Origin of the sequence: Paenibacillus tritici, assembly GCF_018207515.1 — a bacterium.
Taxonomy (GTDB): Bacteria; Bacillota; Bacilli; order Paenibacillales; family Paenibacillaceae; genus Paenibacillus_AQ; species Paenibacillus_AQ tritici.
In genome coordinates this window covers 6,371,846-6,392,640 of record NZ_CP073365.1, presented here as the reverse complement: position 1 = coordinate 6,392,640, position 20,795 = coordinate 6,371,846, and the positions used below count along the sequence as shown (strand labels likewise).

Genomic DNA, 20,795 nt, shown 5'->3' with positions numbered 1-20,795 from the left:
GAAGCGGATCTTCCGCAAAACTTTTAGGAGGGAACAATCATGGCATCAGCCGATATCATCATCGTGGGCGGCGGTCTGGCCGGCCTGATGGCTACCATTAAGGCCGCTGAATCCGGCGCGCATGTACATCTATTCTCACTGGTCCCTGTCAAAAGATCCCACTCGGTCTGTGCCCAAGGCGGCATTAATGGCGCTGTTAATACAAAGGGCGAGGGAGACTCGCCCTGGGAGCATTTCGACGACACCGTCTACGGCGGTGACTTCCTGGCGAATCAGCCTCCGGTCAAGGCGATGTGCGAAGCCGCACCGGGCATTATTCACCTGATGGACCGGATGGGAGTTATGTTCAACCGCACCCCGGAGGGGCTGCTCGACTTCCGCCGCTTCGGCGGGACGAAGCGCCACCGCACCGCGTTCGCCGGTGCAACCACCGGCCAGCAATTGCTGTATGCGCTGGATGAGCAGGTGCGCCGCTGGGAAGCCGAAGGCCTGGTCACCAAAAGCGAGAACTGGGAGTTCCTCTCCGTGATCCTGGATGACGAGCGGGTATGCCGCGGCATCAGCGCCCAGAATCTGAAGACGATGGAGATTCAGACCTTCCCGGCGGATGCGGTCATTCTGGCCAGCGGCGGCCCGGGGATTATTTTCGGCAAAACAACGAATTCCGTCATCAACACCGGAACCGCTGCAAGTGCTGTGTATCAGCAGGGTGTGCATTATGCGAACGGGGAATTCATCCAGATCCACCCGACGGCCATTCCCGGGGATGACAAGCTGCGGCTGATGTCGGAATCGGCGCGCGGCGAAGGCGGGCGTATCTGGACTTACAAGGACGGCAAGCCATGGTATTTCCTTGAAGAGAAATATCCTTCTTACGGCAACCTGGTGCCGCGCGATATTGCTACACGTGAGATCTTCAATGTCTGCGTGGATCAGGGACTGGGCATTAACGGCGAGAACATGGTGTACCTCGATCTGTCCCATAAGGACCCCAAGGAGCTGGATGTGAAGCTGGGCGGGATTATCGAGATCTATGAGAAGTTCATGGGAGACGATCCCCGCAAAATTCCGATGAAAATCTTTCCTGCTGTGCATTATTCCATGGGCGGCATGTGGGTTGACTATAATCAGATGACGAATATCCCCGGCCTCTTCGCCGCAGGGGAATGTGAATATCAATACCACGGGGCGAACCGCCTCGGCGCGAACTCGCTGGTGTCGGCCATTTATGGCGGCATGGTATCGGGACCCAAGGCGGTGGAATATATCAAGGGCCTCAAGAAGTCGGTTCAGGATATCTCCTCCATGGTATTCGACAGCTTCCACAAGACGCAGACGGATAAATATGAGTCTCTGCTGGGGATGACAGGTACGGAGAATGCTTATGTAATCCACAAGGAGCTTGGCGAATGGATGACGGCCAACATGACCGTGGTGCGTGAGAACAAGAAGCTTGAAGCAACCATCGGCAAAATCAAAGAGCTGAAGGAACGCTACAAAAATATCAATATGAGCGACACTTCGCGCTGGAGCAACCAGGGCGTGGCCTTTACCCGCCAGCTATGGAACATGCTGGAGCTGTCGGAGGCGATGACGCTTGGAGCCCTGCTGCGCAACGAGAGCCGGGGAGCGCATTACAAGCCGGAGTTCCCGACGCGCAACGATGAAGAATTCCTGAAGACCACTAAGGCAGCCTGGACTGCCGACGGCCCGCAGATCTCTTACGAGGAAGTGGATGTATCGCTGATTCCTCCGCGCGTGCGGGATTACTCGAAGGACTAATTGGAGCTTTGAGCGTAGCATAGGAATATACTGTGCGATTGTATTTTGTACAGTAGAATCGTCCGATTAACCGCTTAAAAAGCAAACTAATGTATTCTGTGCAATAGAATATTGCAATAGGACCCAAATAGGGTCAAATTGCAAAAAACAATTGTACAAAATGCAGCAGAATTCAATTTCAGGCTGAAAATACCTGAGTTGGTTGTATGAAATACAATAGAATAGATTTCAATCTATTCCAATCTCGAAACCCGACCATTTATGCAATGATGCCGATGGTTAAGAAGGATAAGCAATCCAAACTTTTAGGAGGTAACTGACATGGCGGAAACTGCAGCAGCTCCCAAAAATGTGAAATTTATTATTACCCGCCAGGACGAACCGGAAACGAACCCCTATACGGAGGAATTTGAGCTTGCCTACCGTCCGGGGATGAATGTGATCAGCGCACTTATGGAGATCCAGCGTAATCCGGTGAACGCGAAGGGTGACAATACGGTTCCCGTATGCTGGGAATCCAACTGTCTGGAGGAAGTATGCGGCGCCTGCTCGATGGTGATCAACGGCAAACCCCGTCAGGCGTGTGCCGCACTGATTGACAACCTGGAGCAGCCGGTCCGCATCGAGCCGATGAAGACCTTCCCGGTCGTCCGCGACCTGGTGATTGACCGCAGCCGGATGTTCAATGCCCTGAAGCGGGTCAAGGCCTGGATTCCGATTGACGGCACCTATGATCTGGGTCCGGGACCGCGTATGCCGGAGAAGAAGCGCCAGTGGGCTTATGAGTTGTCCAAATGTATGACCTGCGGCGTCTGCCTGGAGGCCTGCCCGAACGTCAACGAGAAGACCGACTTCATCGGGCCTGCGGCTATCTCGCAGGTGCGGCTGTTCAACGCGCATCCAACGGGCGAGATGAATGCCGAAGAGCGCCTGGATGCGCTGATGGATGACGGCGGTATCGACGGCTGCGGCAACTCGCAGAACTGTGTACGCGCCTGCCCTAAGGGCATTCCGCTCACTACTTCCATTGCCGAGATCAACAAGCAGACTACGAAGCATATGTTCAAGCGCTGGCTGGGTGTATAACCCGCAGGACCGGGGACAGATAACTTAGACTATTATTCATAGGCAACCCTGCAACAGGCCATCCGGGAGTGAATCCCGAAATGGCCTGTTTGGCTATGCCGGGGATGAGGAGATGTCACCGCTTGAAGAGCTGAGGAAAGGACTGGCAGCGTGCCCGGTGTTTCTGGGGGGGATCAAACAGGGTACATTTTTAGACAGCCTGTAATGAAGAGCCTGTTAATGCATAGAATAGCCATACGTATGGCAGGTTCCAATAAATATGGGTGGATATGTTATAATCTACATAGCTGAGAAAAGCATTCTGGGACTTAGACAACGGGGAGGAATGACTGTGATTTGCCGTGAACAGGACGGAGTCTTGATAATGACGAAGCAGCATGAGCACGGGCTGCTGGCCGGGGAATTCGCGAAATGGTTCAAGGAAGAGCACACGCCGGCGGAAGGCCGCCGGGCCGAGGTGCTGTGGGCGGTAAGTAATCATGACCGGGGCTGGATCGACCTGGATGAGACACCGTTCTGGAACGATGCGGAGGGATTGCCGTATAGCTTCCTCGATTTCCCGGTTGTGCCGAAGCTGACCTTCTACAGACGGGGAATTGATGAGATTGAAGCACAGACGCCTTACGGGGCGCTGCTGTGCAGTTCGCATTTTGAAAGGCTGATTGAGGTGTCGGGTGAGGAATGCCCGGAGCTGACGCAATATCTGCAGGATGAGGCGGACCGCAGGGCACGTATTCACCGCGGACTGGAGCAGAGCAAGCCGCTTGAAGAAGGCGAGTTATACTATGACGCCAGACTGCTGCAGTTCTGCGATGACCTGTCGCTGTTCCTGGCACTTAGCAAGCCGGGCAGCATTGAATCCGAGAAGCACCCTTGGTTCGTAGACGGCTTCTCGGGCAGCGAGGAGTTCAGCTTCACCTCCGGCCGTGCCATTGAGGCTGAGTGGCAGGACAGCACCACACTGACCCTGACTCCGTTCCCGTTCACGAAGGAGATCGAAGTCAGCTTCAAGCAGCGGCGGGTCAGCCGGAAGGCGATTGAGGACAAAGGGATTGCCGAGGCCTACCGGAACGCTCCGGAGGAGGAATGCCGGATTACTGTCATTAGCGGAGCGGAAGAGGATTCCCAGGTGAAGACCGGAGCCAGCCAGCCATCGGAGAGACAGCAGAGGTAAGGCGGGTCCGGGACCATAGAACAGGAGCGTAAAGGCCATGGGTTGGTGGGTATGGACTTTCAATTTGGTTGTCATAGTTATGCTGGTACTGTGGTTCACCCGGATGAAGCTGAGCTGGATGAGCAGGGGAGTCCTGCTGGCTCCCATCCTGATCTATGCGCTGATCTCGGTCGAGGATCTGCTGAACCTGATCGAACTGGGCACTATTGTGCCTGGAGACCGGGGACTGCGCGGGCTGATTCTGCTGTTTGTTCTGGCCTCGGTCCTGTTCTACATTCTGTTTATTTTTCATGAGATCAAGGATTCCAACAGCAAGGAAGTCAGGCTCCAGCAGACCCTGATCCGCATCAGCATTGCTGCGTTTACCTGCATTCTTTTTTTTACAGTCGTATATACATCCGTCTATAAGCTGTTTGGACAGTCCTCCTTCCAGGGGGAGGGATTGGGGCAGGATCTGCTTAGCCAGTTGATTACCTTTCTCTACTTCAGCGTAGCAACCTTTACAACCGTGGGTTACGGGGATATAGCTCCCATAGACAACACCTCAAGGCTTGTTGTAGTCATGCAGATCTGCTTCAGCTTCATTACCGTCGCCTATGCGCTGTCCATGCTGGGCTTGTTCCGCAAAATCCTTGGACCCGGTACGGAAGAAGAGGTTGAGGCAGCGATAGAAGTGGATATTGATGACAAGGTGGATGAAGCGGTATCGGAGAAGCAGGAGGAGATGGACCCGCACGGTCCGTAAGGAAATCATTAGTGATATTAACCGCATAGATTGCAAGGATAGAAAGGAGAATCTCCCTATGAGCAAACAATCGTTCGGGGGCTCTCCCGGCAGTTCTGTTCCCGCTGTTAAGGGCAGCGGCGAACCTGGCCCCCGGAAGCCGGAAGGCCGGGGAGGCCGGAAGATGACCCGGCGGCAGTTCCTGGCCCGTGGGGCGGGAGCGGTGGTTGGCGCCGGTCTGCTTGCCGGCGGCTATGCCTGGCAAGGAGAGCCGAACTGGTTAGAGATTACCCGCAAGGAGCTGCCTCTGAAGGAGCTGCCTTCCGCTTTTGCCGGGACCCGGCTGGTTCAGTTCAGCGATGTGCATCTGGGCTTCAACAAGGATGCCCGCGATTTGGCCCGGCTGGTCAAGCACATCAAGGAAGAGAAGCCGGATCTGATCTGCTTCACCGGAGATATCGTAGACAGCTATGCCGAGGATCTGACCGACTCGGTCCCGGTTCTCGCTGAGCTTGAAGCCCCGCTGGGGAAGTATGCCATCCTCGGGAATCATGATTACAAGAATACGGAGCTGCTGACCCGTCTGCTGACGGAAGCCGGCTTCCGCGTATTACGTAACCAGTCCTATCTGATCAAGCAAGGCGGAGCTGTGATGGCCGTAGCCGGACTGGATGACATGCTGCATGGCCAGCCGGACCCGGAAGCAGCGATCAAGGGGATTCCGGACGGGACATTCACGGTGCTGCTGATGCATGAGCCGGATTACGCCGAGGTTGCGGAAGCGTACCCTTTTCACCTTCAGCTCTCGGGACACAGCCACGGCGGCCAGATCCGTCTGCCGCTGATAGGAGCGCCCTTCACGCCTTACGGATCACAGAAATACATAGACGGCCTGTATTATACAGGGAATAAGGCGATGCCGGTGTATGTGAACAGAGGTTTCGGTGAGACGTTGATGCCGCTCCGCTTCCTGTGCCGCCCGGAGCTGACCGTTCTGACCCTGCGCCGGGGGTAGCCGGGCTGTCTTGAAGGGAAGTCTACCCGAGATCAGAAGAGGGAGAAGTTCATGAGCACATATGAGATGATTATGCGGATGGCGCTGCAAGGACCGGCGGTCGAAGTGAAGAATATGGCGTCCGGCGACGGAGTGCGGCTGAGATCGCTGCTCTCCCACCCTGAGGTTCAGCCGCATATTCAGCTACGCCATGGATCGTCTTCACAGCAGGGGGTACTGGATAAGCTGGTGAACCGGATGCTTCACGGCTATGATCCCCATGCCCTGCATGCAGGAATCTATATCAAAGGACAGCCGGAGCTGATCGGGTCGGTCTCTCTGCAGAACTGGAACCGGCATGAGGGGAAGGCGCTGCTGGGTTATATGCTGGGTCCGTCATGGTGGGGGCACGGCTATGCGACAGAGGCACTGGGGCTGCTGCTGGACTACAGCTTCCGGGAACTCGGACTGAAGCAGATCGAGGGGCGCTGCCGCGGGGATAATCTCCGGTCGGCCCGGGTCATGCTGAAGAACGGCCTGACGCTGGAGCGGATTCTCCCGATGGCCGACGGCTCGGGCGATGTAATGAAAGTATTCACATTGTCATACAAATGAAATAATGCCGTTATCAAACTCTAACAGAGAGCGGTTAAACTAAGTACATGACCCCCTTTTGAAAATATAACTGCTGTTGGGACCCGATGATTCGGGTCCATTTTTTTGCGTTTTTGCCTCTTGGACGCGGGACAGCCGTTTGTTCTGCTGGCGGCCGCCAGGGGGATTAGGCTATGATGATAGAGATAACATGATGTAAGCAGGGAGGATCTGAACTCTTGAACGATGTGATTAGACTACTTATGAACCACCGCTCTTTCCGGCAATTTACAGGGCAAGCGGTGGAGCCCTGGAAGCTGAAGACCATAATTGAGGCCGCCCAGGCCGCCCCCTCCTGGGTGAACGGCCAGCAGGTATCCATTATTGCCGTACGCAGCGAAGAACGGAAGCAGCAGCTCTCGGTACTGAGCGGCAACCAGAAGCATGTGGCAGGCGCGCCGGTATTCCTGGTGTTCTGTATGGACTTTCACCGGGCCCGGCTTGCGGCGGAGCTTGAAGATCAGCCGTTCGAAACGGTCCGGGATGTCGATGCCCTGCTGGTAGGCGCCACCGATGTAGGCATTGCCCTGTCGAACGCAGTGGCTGCCGCCGAATCGCTGGGCCTGGGGATTATCCCCATCGGCGGCGTACGCCGCAACACAGCAGGAGTCATTGAGCTGCTGCAATTACCCGAATATGTATTCCCGGTCGTCGGTCTCTGCGTCGGCTATCCGGCGGAAGAGCAGCCGAAGAAACCACGCCTGCCTATCGCGGCTGTATATCATGAAGAAGTCTATAATCCCGATCAGAAGGGCCTGATTGAAGAATATAATGCGGCCCACCGTGCGTCGCTGAAGGCGCAGGGGCTGACGGAAAGGGACTGGAGCAGTACGATTGCCCGCTTCTATGCCTTGAATCCGCAGTACGGGGATGCGCAGCATACGCTGAAGCAGCAGGGCTTCACCTGCAGTAATCTGAAGAAGGAGTAATCCTTCGCGTACAATTGAAGCGGGATAGCTCGAATTCGGGTGGGATGGGCGTAGCTGAATAACAAAAAAACCGCTTCGCAAGTTTCTTGCGGAACGGTTTTTTGGCGTTACACGATTACAGCGCAACCTTGATCTTCCCGCGCTGCTTGTAATAGACCCAGTACTGAAATCCGATCTCCTTCAGCCTGGCAGCGACCTGATTACGCTGATCGGCCACACGGGAAGGCTTATGGGCATCAGAGCCGAAGGTGACCTCGACGCCGAAATGCAGGGCCCGCTCCAGAATCTCATCGGAGGGATACCAGCCGCCGCATAGCTTGGTGCCGCCGGAGGTGTTGATCTCAATGGCCGGCCCGCATTCGCCGATGATGCGCAAGGCTTCGTCAATCTCCTGCGGAGCGGCAATCTCGGAGAAGGGGGGATAATTCCCTTTCATGGCATCAATATGACCGAGAACCTGGAACATGCCGCTGCGCGCAGATTCCGCTATGAGCCGGTAGTACTCCGCTTTGGCTGCAAGCTGCTGCTCCGTGCCAAGCCCCTTCCAGCGGCTTTTGTTGAAGATGCTGACTTCTTCTACGTGATGCACTGAGCCGATTACATAATCGAACGGATATGCGGCGAAGGTCTTGCGGTACAGCTCCGCATGCTCCGGGAAATAATCCGACTCCATGCCAAGCAGGACATCTATGCGGCCTTCGTACTCTTGTTGCAGCGACAGAACTTCCTGGACATAACGGGCCAGCTCGGACTTGGCCATGGCGATACGCGGAAAAGCCTGCTCGTCCGGGCTTCCGAAGTAAGGCGAATGGTCGGAAATACCGATGACATCCAGCCCCGCTGCTATTCCGGCTTCAATGTAGTCTCTGATATTGCCGTCCGCATGACCGCAGCGGAAATGGTGGGTGTGCAGGTCGAAATTCATACAGGGAACATCTCCTTAGGCCAATATGGCAGAATGGGTAAAGGTTACTCTGAGCCGATGAACTGGGTCTCGGGCATCCCCTTAAGATCGCTCAGGAATTGTCTCATCGCAGAATTGACATACTTGCCGGATTTGGTAATGACACCTACGGGATGGGTCACCTCCAGCTCAATGATCGGAACGATGCGGAGTGTGCCAAGTCTAACCTCGGCCATGACAGACTGCTTGGAGATGACCGCCGCGCCCAGGTCAAGCTCAACCATCCGCTTCACTTCCTCGCTGCTGGTCAGCTCCATGATCACGAGCGGCTGAATGCCGTGCTTCGCCAGCACCTCATCGACGAATTTACGTCCGACCGTGTCCGGCGAGAGCAGGATAAGCGGTATTCTCCCCAGTGCCTCAATCCCGGCCGATTTGACCTGGGCCAGCGGATGGCGGGGGGAGACAACCAGTTCAAAAGTATCATAATACAGGACTGAAGTAGTCATCCCCGGGTTGCGGCCGATCAGATAGCCGATGCCGACATCGACAATCCCGTTTTCGACATGCTGGTAGATTTGGGAGGAGGACATGGATGAGATCGATGTTTTGATATGCGGGAACTGATCTTGGAAATAGGACAGCACCCGGGGGAGAATCTGGATAGCGATGGAGGTGGTCGTACCGAGAATAATATGCCCCTGGGGATTCTCATCGAGATCGGCAAGGCGCTGCTTAAGCTCATCTACGATACCTACAATCTGCTCTGCGTGGGCAAGGAAGACCTTGCCTCTGTCCGTCAGCGTTACCGGCTGGTTCCGGTCAACAAGCTGGGTTTTGAATTCTTCCTCCAGGCTTTTGATCTGCGCCGAGACGGCGGGCTGGGTAAGGTTGAGCAGTTCACCCGCCTTGCGGAAGCTCATCGTTTTGGAGATGGTAATCAGTGTTTCGAGCTGGCTGATATTCATGGACTTGCCCCCTTATGGCTACCGGATGGTGCCGCCGTATATTTGTACAAACAGGGAAAGCCCTAGCTTTCCAGAGGACGTATGCGCACATGTCTGCTTCTTAGAATTAGAGTCGGCTAGCTGCAAATTCTGACACGGTGAACGGAAAATATAGTTGCTGTGAGTGCTGCACTCGGAGGGTTTGACGCCGCAGGTTTTACGTTTATTGTTTAAATTATAGGAGATTCCTCCCGGGAGGGCAATGTTGCCGCCCAAACTATCTTCAGAAATCATTCGACAAGACCATTAATTTTTGGTGAATAATACCGATATATGAAGTATAATAAATTTTATTGCTTAGGACTTTTGGTATATGACTAAAGACTGGTTGAGGGGGGACAGCACTTTCATGAAAGCAGAAGTAATTAATCCGTTTTTAGAGTCTGCGCGCATTGTAATTGAACAGGTGATCCAAGTCTCGCCGTCCACCGGTATGCTGGGGATTAAGGATATTGAACTGATCGATAATCATATATGGATTCAAGTGGGAATGACAGGTCAGCTCAGCGGGAATATTATCTTCGGGATTGCCGAACCGGTAGCGCTTAAGATGGTGTCGGCCATGATGGGCGGTTATGTAATTACGGAAATGGATGAGATGGGGCAGAGTGCCATATCCGAGCTTGGCAATATGATCAGCGGCAATGCCAGTACTATTCTCTCCAACCAAGGGGTGTCTGTAGACATTACCCCGCCGAAGCTGATGAAGTCGGAGAGCATGTCCATACTGCCGCGCAGAGCGCTGAGTATCCCTCTTGTGATGGAGGGCATCGGAGAGCTTGATATTCAGGTAATGATCTCTTAGGCGGATAATCGGGAGTTGAATATATTCCATGGCATTACAAGGTAAAATTGTGGTCATTACAGGAGCATCCAGCGGGATTGGCGCGCTTACGGCACAGATGCTCAGCCAGCGCGGGGCGGTCCCGGTTCTGCTGGCCCGTTCGAAGGACAAGCTGCAGGAGATCGCGGCGGGAATTCCGGGCGCACATGGACTGTTCGTCTGCGATGTGACCGATGAGGCGGCCGTTGAACGCACCTTCGGGGAGATCCTGGAGCAGTTCGGCAGAATTGATATTCTGCTCAATAATGCCGGTTACGGCAAGTTCGCCGCTTTTACGGAGATGGAGCCGGGCGAATTCGACGCCATGATGGATGTGAACTATATGGGGATTGTCCGCTGCACCAAGGCGGTAGTACCTCATATGCTGGAGCGCGGCAGCGGCCAGATTGTGAATGTGGCTTCGATGGCCGGCAAAATCGGCACAGCCCGCGCGGTTGCTTATACCGCCACCAAACATGCGGTTCTCGGCTTCACCAATGCGCTCCGTCAGGAGCTGCGCAAGAGCGGAATTATTGTCTCGGCCGTGAACCCCGGACCGATTGCCACCGAATTCTTCAAGACCGCCGACCCTTCCGGCAATTATGAGAAAAGTGTAAGCCGGATCATGATGACTCCGCAGCATGTGTCTGCGAAGATCGTGAAGCTGATGGAGAAGGGCAAAGAGGAAATCGACCTCCCCGGTCTGGCTGGCTTCGGCATCCGTCTCTATGGCCTGATTCCACGGCTGGCGGACAAGCTGACCTACAATGTTATGAACCGGAAATGATGACCGGCCAGGAAGCAAAGTGCTTGTCCCCTTTTGCATACAGGAAGATGTCCCCCTTGATAAATACGGCTTGGACTTAGATTTATGGCCTTCCATTTGGTGGAGAGGCCTTTTTGGCATATAATGAACATATTATCTTAAGTGAAAAGGATGAATACCTATTATGAATAAAGCTTCTTTTGCAGCTATCGGCATTCAGGAAGATCTTGCTGCCCGGTTGTCTGAATTCGGCATTACCGAACCATCCCCCGTACAGGAGCAGACGATTCCGCTTCTGCTGGAAGGAAGAGATGTTCTGGCCGCTTCCCAGACAGGAACAGGCAAAACGCTGGCTTATCTGCTGCCGCTGCTGCAAGGGATTAACCCGGACCAGAAATCGGTGCAAAAAATTGTGCTGGCACCGACCCAGGAGCTGGCGATGCAGATCCTCCGCGAAGCGGAGCGCTACGGGGAACACCGGGGCATCCGGGCGATAGGGCTGATCGGCGGGGCGGCGATCAAGCGCCAGATTGACAAGCTGCGGGAGCATCCCCACCTGGTGGTAGGTACACCGGGACGCGTGCGGGAGCTGATCGGGCTGCGCAAGCTGAAGATGCATGAGGTAACCACGATTATACTCGATGAGGCCGATCAGATGTTCCAGCTTAGCGGCGCCGGTGAAGTGACGAAGATTGTCAGCAGTGCGCTGCGTACCCGGCAGCTGGTCATGCTGTCTGCAACGATCGGACCGGAGACCCGGCTGCTGGCGAACCGGGAGATGAAGAATCCTGCCGAGGTGGGTATTGATCCCGGCATGATGACCGCGGCGAGTCTTGAACATCACTATGTAGTCGCCGAGGAGCGGAACAAGCTCGATATGCTTCGCCGGGTGATCCGCCACTACAAGCCGGAGCGTGCGCTTGTGTTCGTGAACGCCACCGACGACATCGCCGAGGTGACGGCCAAGCTGAACCACCTTGGACTTCCGGCCGCCGCGCTCTATGGCGATGCGGACAAGGTGACGCGCAGCAATGTGCTGGCCCGCTTCAAGGGCGGCAAGTTCAAGGTGCTGGTCGCCAGTGACGTGGCGGCCAGAGGTCTTGACATTGAGAATCTGACGCTGGTCGTCAGCTTCGATCCGGCCTTTGACTCCGAGCACTATGTCCACCGTGCCGGACGGACGGGGCGCATGGGCAAACGCGGGATGTCCGTAACGATTGTTACGGAGCAGCAGACGTTCATCATGCGCAAATTCGCCCGCGAGCTGGATATCCAGCTGGACGAGCGGGCGATGGCCTTCGGCAAGGCGCTGGCGGACAGCGAGCGCAGTGAACTGCGCAGCGGCGGGGGCGGAAACGCCCGCCGCGAGGGGGCTCTACCGCGCGGCGGCGAAGCCCCGCGCACCGGCAAGCCGCAGGTGCGCAGCGAGGCTGCTGGAACAGCAGCCGGAGGGAGCGGCGGCGCAGCGCCGGCAGGGCAGCCGGGACCAGCGGCTGCCAGCGGTGAGGGCACGGTGCGGCGTGAGCAGCACCGGCCGGGGATTGCCGCAAGCACGCGCAGCGCGGCGGGGCCCGCGGGCAAGGCGCGCAGCCAGGCAGAGCGCGACAAGAACCGCAAGAATAAGGGAGCCCCGAAGTGGCTCAAGAACAAAACCCCGAGAGGTGACGGTCAATGAATACAGCTCCCGTATTGCAAATTACGGGCTTAAGCGGAGGCTACAGCCTGAATAAGCCGGTGCTTCATGATATCGGCCTGCAGGTGCAGCCAGGTGAGATGGTCGGGTTAATCGGACTGAACGGTGCGGGCAAAAGCACCACGATGAAGCATATCCTGGGGCTGATGTCCCCGCATAAGGGTGAGATTACTGTACAGGGGAAGACCCGGGGCAGCGATCCCGAGAGCTACCACAGCGCGCTGTCCTTTGTGCCGGAATCCCCTTTGCTCTATGAGGAATTGACGGTCCGTGAGCATGTAGAATTCACTGCCCGGGCCTATGGTGTTGAACGCAATGATTATGAATCACGCACCAGCCAGCTGGCCGCACTCTTCAATATGGAGGACAAGATGGATACTCTGTCCTCCCATCTATCCAAGGGCATGAAGCAGAAGGTTATGATTATGTGCGCGTTCGTAGCGCGCCCGGCCCTGTATGTCATCGACGAACCCTTCCTCGGCCTCGATCCGCTGGGTATCCGCTCGCTGCTGGACTTCATGCTGGATCTGAAGAAGTCCGGGGCGTCGATTCTGCTCAGCTCGCATATTCTCTCCACCATCGAGAACTATTGTGACCGGTTCATTGTGCTGCATCGCGGAATGGTGATCGCAGAGGGAACGCTTGCCGAGATGACTGCGAAGGCCGGACTGCAGGGCTTGAATTTGGAGCAGCTGTTCTACGAGCTGGTTCAGGGAGGGAAATGATATGGATTTGAAGGAGCTGCGCCGGCAGCGGCGCAGCCGGTTCACAGGTAGCTTGATTCCCTATGTGGGTTATATTATTCAGAGCGGTGTAGCGATGGTGTTCCTGCTGGTACTGATTATGTTCTCCGCCTGGTATACTGCACTGCTGCGCGATATTCCGGCAGGCATACCCATCCGCTGGATTATGCTTCTTCTGCTGATCCCTGCGGCGGTGCACAGCAGCTTCCGGACGTATCTGCAGACCCCGGACACGATCTTCCTGCTGCCGCAGGGTCACCGGATGAGGGAGTATTTCGCCCCTTCCTGGGTCAGCGGCAATGTGTGGAAGATCCTGCGCCTGGCCTTTATACTCATTACGTTATGGCCGCTGTACATACGCACGGAGGAGTCGCCTAAGGGGCTGCTGGCTACGCTTCTGGTGCTGATCCTGGTGAAGCTGCTGTCCAGCTACGGGTTATGGCGGGAGACGGCTATGCTCTCGCGTCCGGCAGCCACCGGCTACAATCTGCTGCGCTGGGCAGTAGGCACCCTGATGGTTGCCGCCTGGGTATGGCAGCCGTCCATCCGCGCACTGATCTTCATCGTGATTCTGGCCGCAGCCTACGCGGCAGCATTGTCCGTTCCCGGCCGGCATTCCGTTCCGTGGGAACGCCTGATTACCATGGAGAAGAATCAGGGGACCCGGGCGCTGATGGTTCTTGGCTGGTTCGTCGATGTTCCCGGCCGCGAGCAGCGGGTCTATGCCCGGCGCTATCTGAGCAAGTGGGGGAGCGGCATCACCTGGCAGCGGAATTCGGCCTACCGCTTCCTGTTGACCAAAAGCTTCGCCCGCGGCGACATCTTCGGCATCGTCCTGCGGATTGCGGTGCTCGATCTGTTCCTGGTCTGGATGACACGAGGCAGCTACCTTGGCAGCGGCATTTATGTATTTTTCCTTTTTCTGATGGGCATTCAGCTGACAGCGCTGCGCAAGCTGCACAGTGAATCGTTCTGGCTGACCGTGTACCCGCTGCCGGAAGGCAGCAAGGGGAAGGGGACGATCCAGTTTGTCTTCCGGGCCCATCTGGTCCTGGCCCTGCTGACCGGTCTTCCCCTCCTGCTTGAATTGGGGGACCGGCCGCTGCCGGCCCTGGGAACCTACGCCTGCGGGTTCCTGCTGGCGTATCTGTTCAGAGTCTCGTCCACCCGCAAGGAAGCGCGCGTGGATGAGGATGACTTATAGAACTTACTGTATGCACCTATGCACCTATGTGCCTAATGCTATACACATGACAAATGGCCTCATTCTCCGCTACCGCAGAGTGTGAGGCCATTGTTATGGAGCGGGGAATGCGGTAACACGGAGTGGAGAGAGCGCAAGGCTCTCTCCAGGGAGTGATTCCCGGTTTAGACAAAGAGTGAACGGCTGATGATAACCAGCAGGATAAAGAGAACCAGAATTGCGCCTGTGCTTGTGAATGCACCGTGTCCGTATCCGTATCCGCCTCTAACTTCTTCGCTCATGTTCATTCCCCTTTCGATTGTTTGTTGTTGTACTTGAGTACACACCGTATTGTATGTGCGGAGGGATGAACGTGTATAGGCCAATGCCATAGGGGCAGGCGAAAAAAAGTAGCCCCGGGTTTCCGGGGCTACTTACTTGCCTATGTCAAAGCTTAGTGATCAGGCTTTCTCCAAATCACGGATGCCCGCATAGACCAGATCGAACAGATCCTCAAGCTGCTCCTCTTCGATGCAGGAGAAGGCAATGCGCAGATCCGTTTCACCGAGGGCGATGGTGCCCAGGCCGTAATGGTGGATCAGGTGGAGCCGTAAGGCTTCAGCCGGCACGGTGAGCAGCTTCAGGCACATGAAGTACCCGGAGTTGAACGGATAATACGTCCATACGTCGCCGCCGTATTTGCCGCTGTCCAGCAGCGCCTTCACTTTGTTGGCCCGGCCTTTCATGATCTGGAACTTCTCTTCCTTTTGTGCGGCGAATTCCGGCGCCTTCAGCGCGTCCAGGACAAAGGTCTGCGATGGATGTGCTCCGCTGGAGATGGTGGCCCGGATGATGCCCAGTGTTTTTTGCTCCAGGGCTGCCAGCAGCTCCTTGTTCTCTGAAGCGTAGGTGATGAAGCCGACACGGAAGCCCCAGACGAATTCTTCCTTGGTGGCTCCGTCAATCTTGACCGCCAGCACGCGCGGATGCAGATTCGCCAGCTTGCCGAACAGGGATTCCTTGAGCGAATCCTCGAAAAAGAGTCCGAAATAAGCGTCATCGCTGACCACGACCACATTGATGCCTTCTTCGGCGGCACGCAGAATAGCGGCAACGATGGCTTCGCCTTCCTTAATGCCCGGTGTATATCCGGTCGGATTGTTCGGGAAGTTAAGCAGGACGATGGCTTTGCCGCGGTCCTTCTGGGACAGCAGCGCATCGAGCAGACCTTCACTATTGAAGTTCATATCCTCGGTGAACAGCGGATAATTAACGGTCTCGGTCAGGCGGCGGATGCCGAAGGTCAGCTCGTAGTTCTCCCAGTTTTTGTCCGGATAGATGACGGCATCCCCTTGCTCAGCGAACAGATCGGCAACGATGCTAAGCCCGTGGGTCAGCGCATTCGTTACGACAGGATTGCTGAAGGACTTGCCTTCAAGCGACGGATTCTCACGCAGCATCTTCTCCCGCCATACGGAACGAAGCTCCGGCTTGCCTGCTGGAGGCGCGTAGCCGTAGAGGTCTTTGGGACTGTAGGCGGAGAGTTTATCCTGGATCACACCAAGGTGCATCGGCAACCCGTTCTCGGTAGCGATTCCGATGGTGGCGTTATACTTCTTGGCATGAGCCGTGGCTTCTGCGGATTGGCTCAGGATCCCCTCTTTGGGGAAATAGATTGCTTTACCGAGACTAGAGAGCATATCGTACACATGTTCATTGCCTGCCTTGATGCTGTCATTCAATTGTCCAGCCAGTGGATTCATCAGTTTCATCCTTCCGGTATTCTTCTGGGATATATACGCTAACATTGCCTAACATTATAACACCGTGGATTGCAGCCGTCACTGAGGAATGCTGCGTTTTCACAAATACTTTTGGAATCAGGCAAGCGCCTCCTCTTCAGCCGGACATTGGCATCACGCGCCGGGCAAGACTTTCTGTGACAGGTTCGGGAACGGCCTGAAGCCGTGAAGATGTACAAAAGGGAACCGGACAAGGTATTATGAAAAGTAAGCTTACGCTATACGTTTAGGAGGGAACCATATGCTGCATGCATCGCCATCCTCTTTTGTCATCCTCCCGGCCCTGGCGAAGATTGTCTGTGAACCGGGCTGGAAGTGGCAAAAAAGAGAGAAGCCGCTGCAAAATTATGATTTGTTCTATGTCTGGAGCGGAGAGGGGACCGTTGTGCGCAGCGGGGTGCCTTATCAGGTGGGGAAGGGAAGCTGCTTCCTGTTCCGTCCGGGGGACCACACCAGTGCGACACACAATCCGCAAAAGCCGCTTGTGCTTACATATATTCATTTCGATGTTACCGAGGAGGTAACCGAGATTCCGGCACCGTACCATGAGCTGACGGAGACGGTGGAATTCGAGCATCTGCTGGCCCGTTATGTCCGCCTGTTCCTGGTGCAGACCTATGCCGCGGAGGAGGAAGGCCGCCTGATTCTGAAGCAGTTGATGATTCATCTGCTGCGGCAGGATCAGGTAGTGCCGGTTGAACGCCATGTCAGCAACCAGCTGGCTGAGGTGATCCATGAGGTCGCCAACTATGTCAGCCAGCATCCGGGTGCTGCGCACCGGGTAGAGGATCTGGCCGCCCGGGCGGGGCTGTCGCCGCGCTACTTCTCGATCAAGTTCAAAGAGATCACCGGCTCCTCGGTCCAGTCCTATGTGATCCGTGCGAGAATTGAACGGGCGCAGCATCTGCTGCTGTATGCCGGCATGAATGTAACCGAGGTGGCGGATGCGCTGGGTTACCGCGATATCTTCTTTTTCAGCCGCCAGTTCAAGCAGCACACCGGCAAAAGCCCGTCGGAAATCCGCTGACCCGGGCGCCTAAATGCCGCGTCATCGGGTTCATCAAAAGTTGAAGCGGGCATCCGTCTGTGACAGAATATAAGTATGAACACAAAAGACAGGAGAGGGAGAATACTTATGTACGAAATCGTCCTGATACGGCATGGAGAGAGTGAATACAACCGGCAGAATCTGTTCACGGGCTGGAGTGATCCCGATCTGACGGAGAAGGGTGTGGAAGAGGCCAGGAAAGCGGGGGCCCTGCTGAAGGATGCCGGGTATACGTTTGACCTTGCCTTCGCTTCGGTGCTGAAGCGTTCGATCAAGACGCTGAACTATGTGCTGGATGAGATGGACCTGCTGTGGATTCCCGTGCAGAAATCCTGGAAGCTGAATGAGCGCCATTACGGGGCGCTGCAGGGCCTCAGCAAAAGTGAAACCGCCTTGAAATACGGTGAGGAGCAGCTCCATATCTGGCGGCGCAGCCTCTCGGTCCGGCCCCCGATGCTGGAGCCGGATGATCCGCGGTATGCCAGAAATGATATCCGCTATAAGGAAGTCCGTCCGGGAGATATCCCGCGCGGGGAGAGCCTGGAGGATACCGTGCACCGAGTCGGCGATTTCTGGGCCAACCGCATTGTGCCGCTGATCCGCAAGAAGGAGCGGGTCCTGATCTCCGCCCATGGCAATACGCTGCGGGCCTTGATCAAATACATGGAGGACATTGATGAGACCGCCCTGCTGGATCTCAACATCCCAACCGGCGTCCCGCTGGTCTATAAGCTCGACGACGATGTGAAGCCGATTAGCCGCTTCTATCTCGGCGTCCCGGAAGAGGTCCAGGAAAAAGCCCGCGAGGTGGCTAATCAGAGCAAGGTTACGGAGTAACTGAAGACAGTAGAGCTGGAGATATCCATGATGTCTCCTGAAACAATAATAATGAAGGGAGTATTCCAGCCATCTCATGGCTGAGGGATACTCCCTTTTTGGCGTCTGACGGGTAAGGAACACCTTTATCCGGTAAAAGGCAAGGCAAACGCAAACGCAAATCCTCCAATTCTCTGTGAAGGATCTCCTGAAGTCCAAACAAACCCCGCCCAAGGACACGTTGTCGTGTTCCTTGGGCGGGGTTTGTTTTCAAATATATTTCTCGCTGGCAGGGTCCGTCCTGTAAGAGAACGGCACAGTCATGCCGCTTACGTCTTACGCTGCGCTCTTCGGGCAGGATGCAGCCCGGAAGCTAAGTAGCCCGCCGCATCTCACCCAGCAGCTCGCCCATCTTCACCTTGGTGTCCACGGTAAGTCCTGGACGCGGGGTGAAGGTGCCGCTCTCCATCAGCAGGACTACCGTAGAGCCGAATTCGAAATAGGCCAGGTCGTCGCCCCGCTGCCATTCACGGGCGGATTCATCGGTGTAGCGGATACTGCTCACATTCATTGCGCCTACCTTGACCACGGCGGTCTCGCCATAGCTGCCGGCTATATAAGTAATCAGCCGTTCGTTGCGGCTCAGGACACTCTTCATATGTCGCATGCCGAATTCATTCACGGGGTAAGCCCGTCCGCGGATATAATCGCTCTCCCTCAGCTGTCCGGTTAACGGGGAGTGAATCCGGTGATAATCGGTAGGGCTTAGGTAGAGGACGAAATAGTAGCCTTTTTTGTACAGTTCGAGGTGTGGCGAGTGATTAAGCAAATCCTCCAGCGTATAATCCTGCCCCTTCACATTCATTATCGTTCCGCAGTTAATGTCGCCCATTGCCGTAATCATGGCGTCCACCGGACTGGCCACGGCATGGTCACCGCCGGCAACCGGCCGCATGCCGGGCTTCAGGCGGCGGCTGAAGAATTCATTCAGTGTGCGGTATTCCCCGGCCGTCTTCTCTGCCTCGGAGGCAGGAATTTGATAGGAACGTATAAATACCGGAATCATAAGGCGGCTGAGTCTGCTATGGGAAAAAGCCCCCATCAACCTGGAAAGCCATCTGTGCGAGGATAGCTCGGTCATCAGCCGCAGCAATTGTTTAACCATGCCCATCTCCCTTCCATCATGCAGCAGTAAGGTCCCGTGCCAAGGGACTCCACCCGCTCTGCATTATATTGACATAGAATAGGAGACAAATCAATAAGAGTTAATTCTTATAGCCGCTTCATGCAGATATCTGGCATAGCCCATAGGCTGGCGGTAGCTGTCTTTCCAGACTCCGCTAAGTCCGGCTTTGCGGAAGCCGTAACGCTGGTCGCGCCCGTTGCATTCAATGAAGAACAGGTGTCCGTGCTTCGTGACCCCGATGTCCAGCCCGATATCTGCGAGACCCGGGAGACTCTGCTCCAGCTCACGGGCGATGGAGAGACTCAGGGAGAGCACAGACATGCGGATTCTGGCAGCCTCCTCCCCGGAGAACGCCTTCTCCAGTGCGGATGATGCCTTCAGGGCTTCGCCCCCTCTGGCAATGTTAGAGACAAAGCCGCCGGGTGCGGCCAGCTTGGCGAACATTCCGGTGACCTGCCACGCTCCGCCCCAGCCCCGCTGTACGGTGACGCGCAGGTCGAACGGGCGTCCGTTGATCTCGGCCAGCGGAATCCGCTCCTGGACCAGGTAGGGCACGGAAGAGAGCCGTGCGCGGAGCGCCCGGGGAAGAGCACCCGGGTTAACCGGTGTGCGGATGGAGCGTTTAGAACCGGTAAGAGAGTAGCTCCAGATCCACCGCTCCCCTCCGCTCCGGGTGAGACGCATAACGCCGTTACCAACGCTTCCCCGGCAAGGCTTGAGGATCAGATCCGTATAGCTGCCCATCATCTCCTTCAGGCCGGATATCCCGGCTGATGTGACCGGCAGCACGGCCTGCAGTTCCCGGTTCTGCTCCAGCAGTCCGTGAATCTGATCCTTGCCGTAACGGTTGCAGGTGTTGTATACATGAATGCCCTGCCGGAGCAGCCGTTCGACGCCGCTGCTGCGCTGATCGTAAATGGCCCGGTTATGGATGACCTCTGGCGTCGGGATGATATGTCTGCGATATCCTTGTGAATTTGTCTTCATATATACACTGCTGAAGCCGGACTGTGTATCTATGTCGGACAGCTTCAAAAAGCAAGGGGTTAATCCGTATGCGGCGGCGGCCTCTTCGTAGTTTGCCAGAGATTCCTGTCCGGTTTTTAACCGGGGAACGCCCCCGTGCATAGCGGCATTTAGCAGTATTCCAACGAGCTTTTGCCCCATGTTCGTTCCTCCTGTTATCTTGAAGTAGTTTCCCGGCTGTTTTTTTGAAATATAAGAATTTATAACTTGCACACGATAACTTATCCTTATATTTCTCGCTGAAACGAATACCGTCCTTATAAAAGGACGGTATTCGTTTCCACTTGTCTCCTGTCATTGTATGTATGTACGTGCCTGTAAGGGTTGGACGGATGCGCGGCGGCAGATGCCCTTTTTTGGAAGGATAAGAATGTGTTCCTAACGGAAGGAATGGTGTCATCCGCCCATGTAGCTGCATATGATGCCTAGAAGAAACAACAGATGGAAGGAGGAGA

Annotated in this window: 20 protein-coding genes; 14 read left to right on the top strand and 6 right to left on the bottom strand. The window is 55.6% G+C overall.

Going from position 1 to position 20,795, the window contains the following annotated elements; all coding sequences use genetic code 11:
- Positions 1-39 precede the first annotated feature (39 nt).
- The 7 genes from sdhA to KDC22_RS27365 all read left to right on the top strand — a co-directional run bounded on the left by sdhA (position 40) and on the right by KDC22_RS27365 (position 7,343).
- A complete protein-coding gene (sdhA, locus tag KDC22_RS27395; protein WP_211721015.1) occupies positions 40-1,782 on the top strand; it encodes a succinate dehydrogenase flavoprotein subunit in 1,743 nt (580 codons plus the stop codon).
- A gap of 321 nt (positions 1,783-2,103) precedes the next feature.
- Positions 2,104-2,868 carry a succinate dehydrogenase iron-sulfur subunit gene (gene sdhB, locus KDC22_RS27390; RefSeq protein ID WP_173131801.1) on the top strand — a complete coding sequence of 255 codons (765 nt, stop codon included), beginning with the start codon at positions 2,104-2,106 and terminating at the stop codon, positions 2,866-2,868.
- A gap of 259 nt (positions 2,869-3,127) precedes the next feature.
- Positions 3,128-4,042 (top strand): DUF3891 family protein, encoded by a 915-nt coding sequence (locus KDC22_RS27385; protein ID WP_343221815.1) that lies wholly within the window; start codon positions 3,128-3,130, stop codon positions 4,040-4,042.
- Between the two features lie 79 nt (positions 4,043-4,121).
- Positions 4,122-4,787, top strand: a complete 666-nt coding sequence (locus KDC22_RS27380; protein ID WP_246553038.1) for a potassium channel family protein — start codon at positions 4,122-4,124, stop codon at positions 4,785-4,787.
- Positions 4,788-4,845: 58 nt separating this feature from the next.
- Positions 4,846-5,781 (top strand): metallophosphoesterase, encoded by a 936-nt coding sequence (locus KDC22_RS27375; RefSeq protein ID WP_211721013.1) that lies wholly within the window; start codon positions 4,846-4,848, stop codon positions 5,779-5,781.
- A 51-nt stretch (positions 5,782-5,832) separates the two neighbouring features.
- Positions 5,833-6,375, top strand: a complete 543-nt coding sequence (locus KDC22_RS27370) for a GNAT family N-acetyltransferase (RefSeq protein WP_173131811.1) — start codon at positions 5,833-5,835, stop codon at positions 6,373-6,375.
- 227 nt (positions 6,376-6,602) lie between these two features.
- The gene (locus KDC22_RS27365; protein WP_246553789.1) at positions 6,603-7,343 is read left to right on the top strand and encodes an NADPH-dependent oxidoreductase; all 741 of its coding nucleotides are present in this window, start codon (positions 6,603-6,605) and stop codon (positions 7,341-7,343) included.
- Between the two features lie 115 nt (positions 7,344-7,458).
- Here KDC22_RS27365 and KDC22_RS27360 read toward each other — a convergent pair whose 3' ends face one another.
- Complete coding sequence (locus tag KDC22_RS27360) at positions 7,459-8,268, bottom strand: histidinol-phosphatase (RefSeq protein WP_173131818.1); 810 nt, start codon at positions 8,266-8,268, stop codon at positions 7,459-7,461.
- Between the two features lie 44 nt (positions 8,269-8,312).
- Positions 8,313-9,215 (bottom strand): LysR family transcriptional regulator, encoded by a 903-nt coding sequence (locus KDC22_RS27355; RefSeq protein WP_173131821.1) that lies wholly within the window; start codon positions 9,213-9,215, stop codon positions 8,313-8,315.
- Positions 9,216-9,603: 388 nt separating this feature from the next.
- Here KDC22_RS27355 and KDC22_RS27350 point away from each other — a divergent pair, with 388 nt between their 5' ends.
- The 5 genes from KDC22_RS27350 (at position 9,604) to KDC22_RS27330 (ending at position 14,483) form a co-directional block, all read left to right on the top strand.
- Complete coding sequence (locus tag KDC22_RS27350) at positions 9,604-10,059, top strand: chemotaxis protein CheX (protein ID WP_173131824.1); 456 nt, start codon at positions 9,604-9,606, stop codon at positions 10,057-10,059.
- 28 nt (positions 10,060-10,087) lie between these two features.
- Positions 10,088-10,864, top strand: coding sequence for an SDR family NAD(P)-dependent oxidoreductase (locus tag KDC22_RS27345; RefSeq protein ID WP_211721011.1), 777 nt, complete (start codon positions 10,088-10,090; stop codon positions 10,862-10,864).
- Between the two features lie 163 nt (positions 10,865-11,027).
- A complete protein-coding gene (locus tag KDC22_RS27340) occupies positions 11,028-12,518 on the top strand; it encodes a DEAD/DEAH box helicase (RefSeq protein ID WP_173131831.1) in 1,491 nt (496 codons plus the stop codon).
- Positions 12,515-13,261 (top strand): ABC transporter ATP-binding protein, encoded by a 747-nt coding sequence (locus tag KDC22_RS27335; RefSeq protein WP_211721010.1) that lies wholly within the window; start codon positions 12,515-12,517, stop codon positions 13,259-13,261. Before KDC22_RS27340 ends, KDC22_RS27335 begins: the two co-directional genes overlap by 4 nt.
- 1 nt (position 13,262) lies before the next feature.
- Entirely contained in the window at positions 13,263-14,483 is a 1,221-nt protein-coding gene (locus KDC22_RS27330) for an ABC transporter permease (RefSeq protein WP_211721009.1), read from the top strand.
- 164 nt (positions 14,484-14,647) lie between these two features.
- Here the strand turns inward: KDC22_RS27330 and KDC22_RS27325 are convergent, their stop codons facing one another.
- Both KDC22_RS27325 and KDC22_RS27320 read right to left on the bottom strand, forming a co-directional pair.
- Entirely contained in the window at positions 14,648-14,764 is a 117-nt protein-coding gene (locus KDC22_RS27325) for a YjcZ family sporulation protein (RefSeq protein WP_209994562.1), read from the bottom strand.
- Positions 14,765-14,923: 159 nt separating this feature from the next.
- Entirely contained in the window at positions 14,924-16,225 is a 1,302-nt protein-coding gene (locus tag KDC22_RS27320; RefSeq protein ID WP_211721008.1) for an aminotransferase class I/II-fold pyridoxal phosphate-dependent enzyme, read from the bottom strand.
- A gap of 280 nt (positions 16,226-16,505) precedes the next feature.
- Here KDC22_RS27320 and KDC22_RS27315 point away from each other — a divergent pair, with 280 nt between their 5' ends.
- Positions 16,506-17,291: a helix-turn-helix domain-containing protein gene (locus KDC22_RS27315; protein WP_173131843.1), complete on the top strand. Its 786-nt coding sequence runs from the start codon at positions 16,506-16,508 to the stop codon at positions 17,289-17,291.
- 108 nt (positions 17,292-17,399) lie between these two features.
- Positions 17,400-18,149, top strand: coding sequence for a 2,3-diphosphoglycerate-dependent phosphoglycerate mutase (gene gpmA / locus KDC22_RS27310; protein WP_173131846.1), 750 nt, complete (start codon positions 17,400-17,402; stop codon positions 18,147-18,149).
- A 352-nt stretch (positions 18,150-18,501) separates the two neighbouring features.
- Here the strand turns inward: gpmA and asd are convergent, their stop codons facing one another.
- On the bottom strand, positions 18,502-19,293 hold the full coding sequence (gene asd, locus KDC22_RS27305) for an archaetidylserine decarboxylase (protein WP_173131849.1): 792 nt from the start codon (positions 19,291-19,293) through the stop codon (positions 18,502-18,504).
- Positions 19,294-19,383: 90 nt separating this feature from the next.
- A complete protein-coding gene (locus KDC22_RS27300) occupies positions 19,384-20,481 on the bottom strand; it encodes a YheC/YheD family endospore coat-associated protein (protein WP_173131852.1) in 1,098 nt (365 codons plus the stop codon).
- Positions 20,482-20,795 lie beyond the last annotated feature (314 nt).

Bases quoted from the DNA above. Each gene is read 5' to 3' on its own strand.
- sdhA (WP_211721015.1), top strand. From the start codon at position 40: ATGGCATCAGCCGATATCATCATCGTGGGCGGCGGTCTGGCCGGCCTG.
- sdhB (WP_173131801.1), top strand. From the start codon at position 2,104: ATGGCGGAAACTGCAGCAGCTCCCAAAAATGTGAAATTTATTATTACC.
- KDC22_RS27385 (WP_343221815.1), top strand. From the start codon at position 3,128: ATGGGTGGATATGTTATAATCTACATAGCTGAGAAAAGCATTCTGGGA.
- KDC22_RS27380 (WP_246553038.1), top strand. From the start codon at position 4,122: ATGCTGGTACTGTGGTTCACCCGGATGAAGCTGAGCTGGATGAGCAGG.
- KDC22_RS27375 (WP_211721013.1), top strand. From the start codon at position 4,846: ATGAGCAAACAATCGTTCGGGGGCTCTCCCGGCAGTTCTGTTCCCGCT.
- KDC22_RS27370 (WP_173131811.1), top strand. From the start codon at position 5,833: ATGAGCACATATGAGATGATTATGCGGATGGCGCTGCAAGGACCGGCG.
- KDC22_RS27360 (WP_173131818.1), bottom strand. From the start codon at position 8,268: ATGAATTTCGACCTGCACACCCACCATTTCCGCTGCGGTCATGCGGAC.
- KDC22_RS27355 (WP_173131821.1), bottom strand. From the start codon at position 9,215: ATGAATATCAGCCAGCTCGAAACACTGATTACCATCTCCAAAACGATG.
- KDC22_RS27350 (WP_173131824.1), top strand. From the start codon at position 9,604: ATGAAAGCAGAAGTAATTAATCCGTTTTTAGAGTCTGCGCGCATTGTA.
- KDC22_RS27345 (WP_211721011.1), top strand. From the start codon at position 10,088: ATGGCATTACAAGGTAAAATTGTGGTCATTACAGGAGCATCCAGCGGG.
- KDC22_RS27340 (WP_173131831.1), top strand. From the start codon at position 11,028: ATGAATAAAGCTTCTTTTGCAGCTATCGGCATTCAGGAAGATCTTGCT.
- KDC22_RS27335 (WP_211721010.1), top strand. From the start codon at position 12,515: ATGAATACAGCTCCCGTATTGCAAATTACGGGCTTAAGCGGAGGCTAC.
- KDC22_RS27330 (WP_211721009.1), top strand. From the start codon at position 13,263: ATGGATTTGAAGGAGCTGCGCCGGCAGCGGCGCAGCCGGTTCACAGGT.
- KDC22_RS27325 (WP_209994562.1), bottom strand. From the start codon at position 14,764: ATGAGCGAAGAAGTTAGAGGCGGATACGGATACGGACACGGTGCATTC.
- KDC22_RS27320 (WP_211721008.1), bottom strand. From the start codon at position 16,225: ATGAATCCACTGGCTGGACAATTGAATGACAGCATCAAGGCAGGCAAT.
- KDC22_RS27315 (WP_173131843.1), top strand. From the start codon at position 16,506: ATGCTGCATGCATCGCCATCCTCTTTTGTCATCCTCCCGGCCCTGGCG.
- gpmA (WP_173131846.1), top strand. From the start codon at position 17,400: ATGTACGAAATCGTCCTGATACGGCATGGAGAGAGTGAATACAACCGG.
- asd (WP_173131849.1), bottom strand. From the start codon at position 19,293: ATGGTTAAACAATTGCTGCGGCTGATGACCGAGCTATCCTCGCACAGA.
- KDC22_RS27300 (WP_173131852.1), bottom strand. From the start codon at position 20,481: ATGGGGCAAAAGCTCGTTGGAATACTGCTAAATGCCGCTATGCACGGG.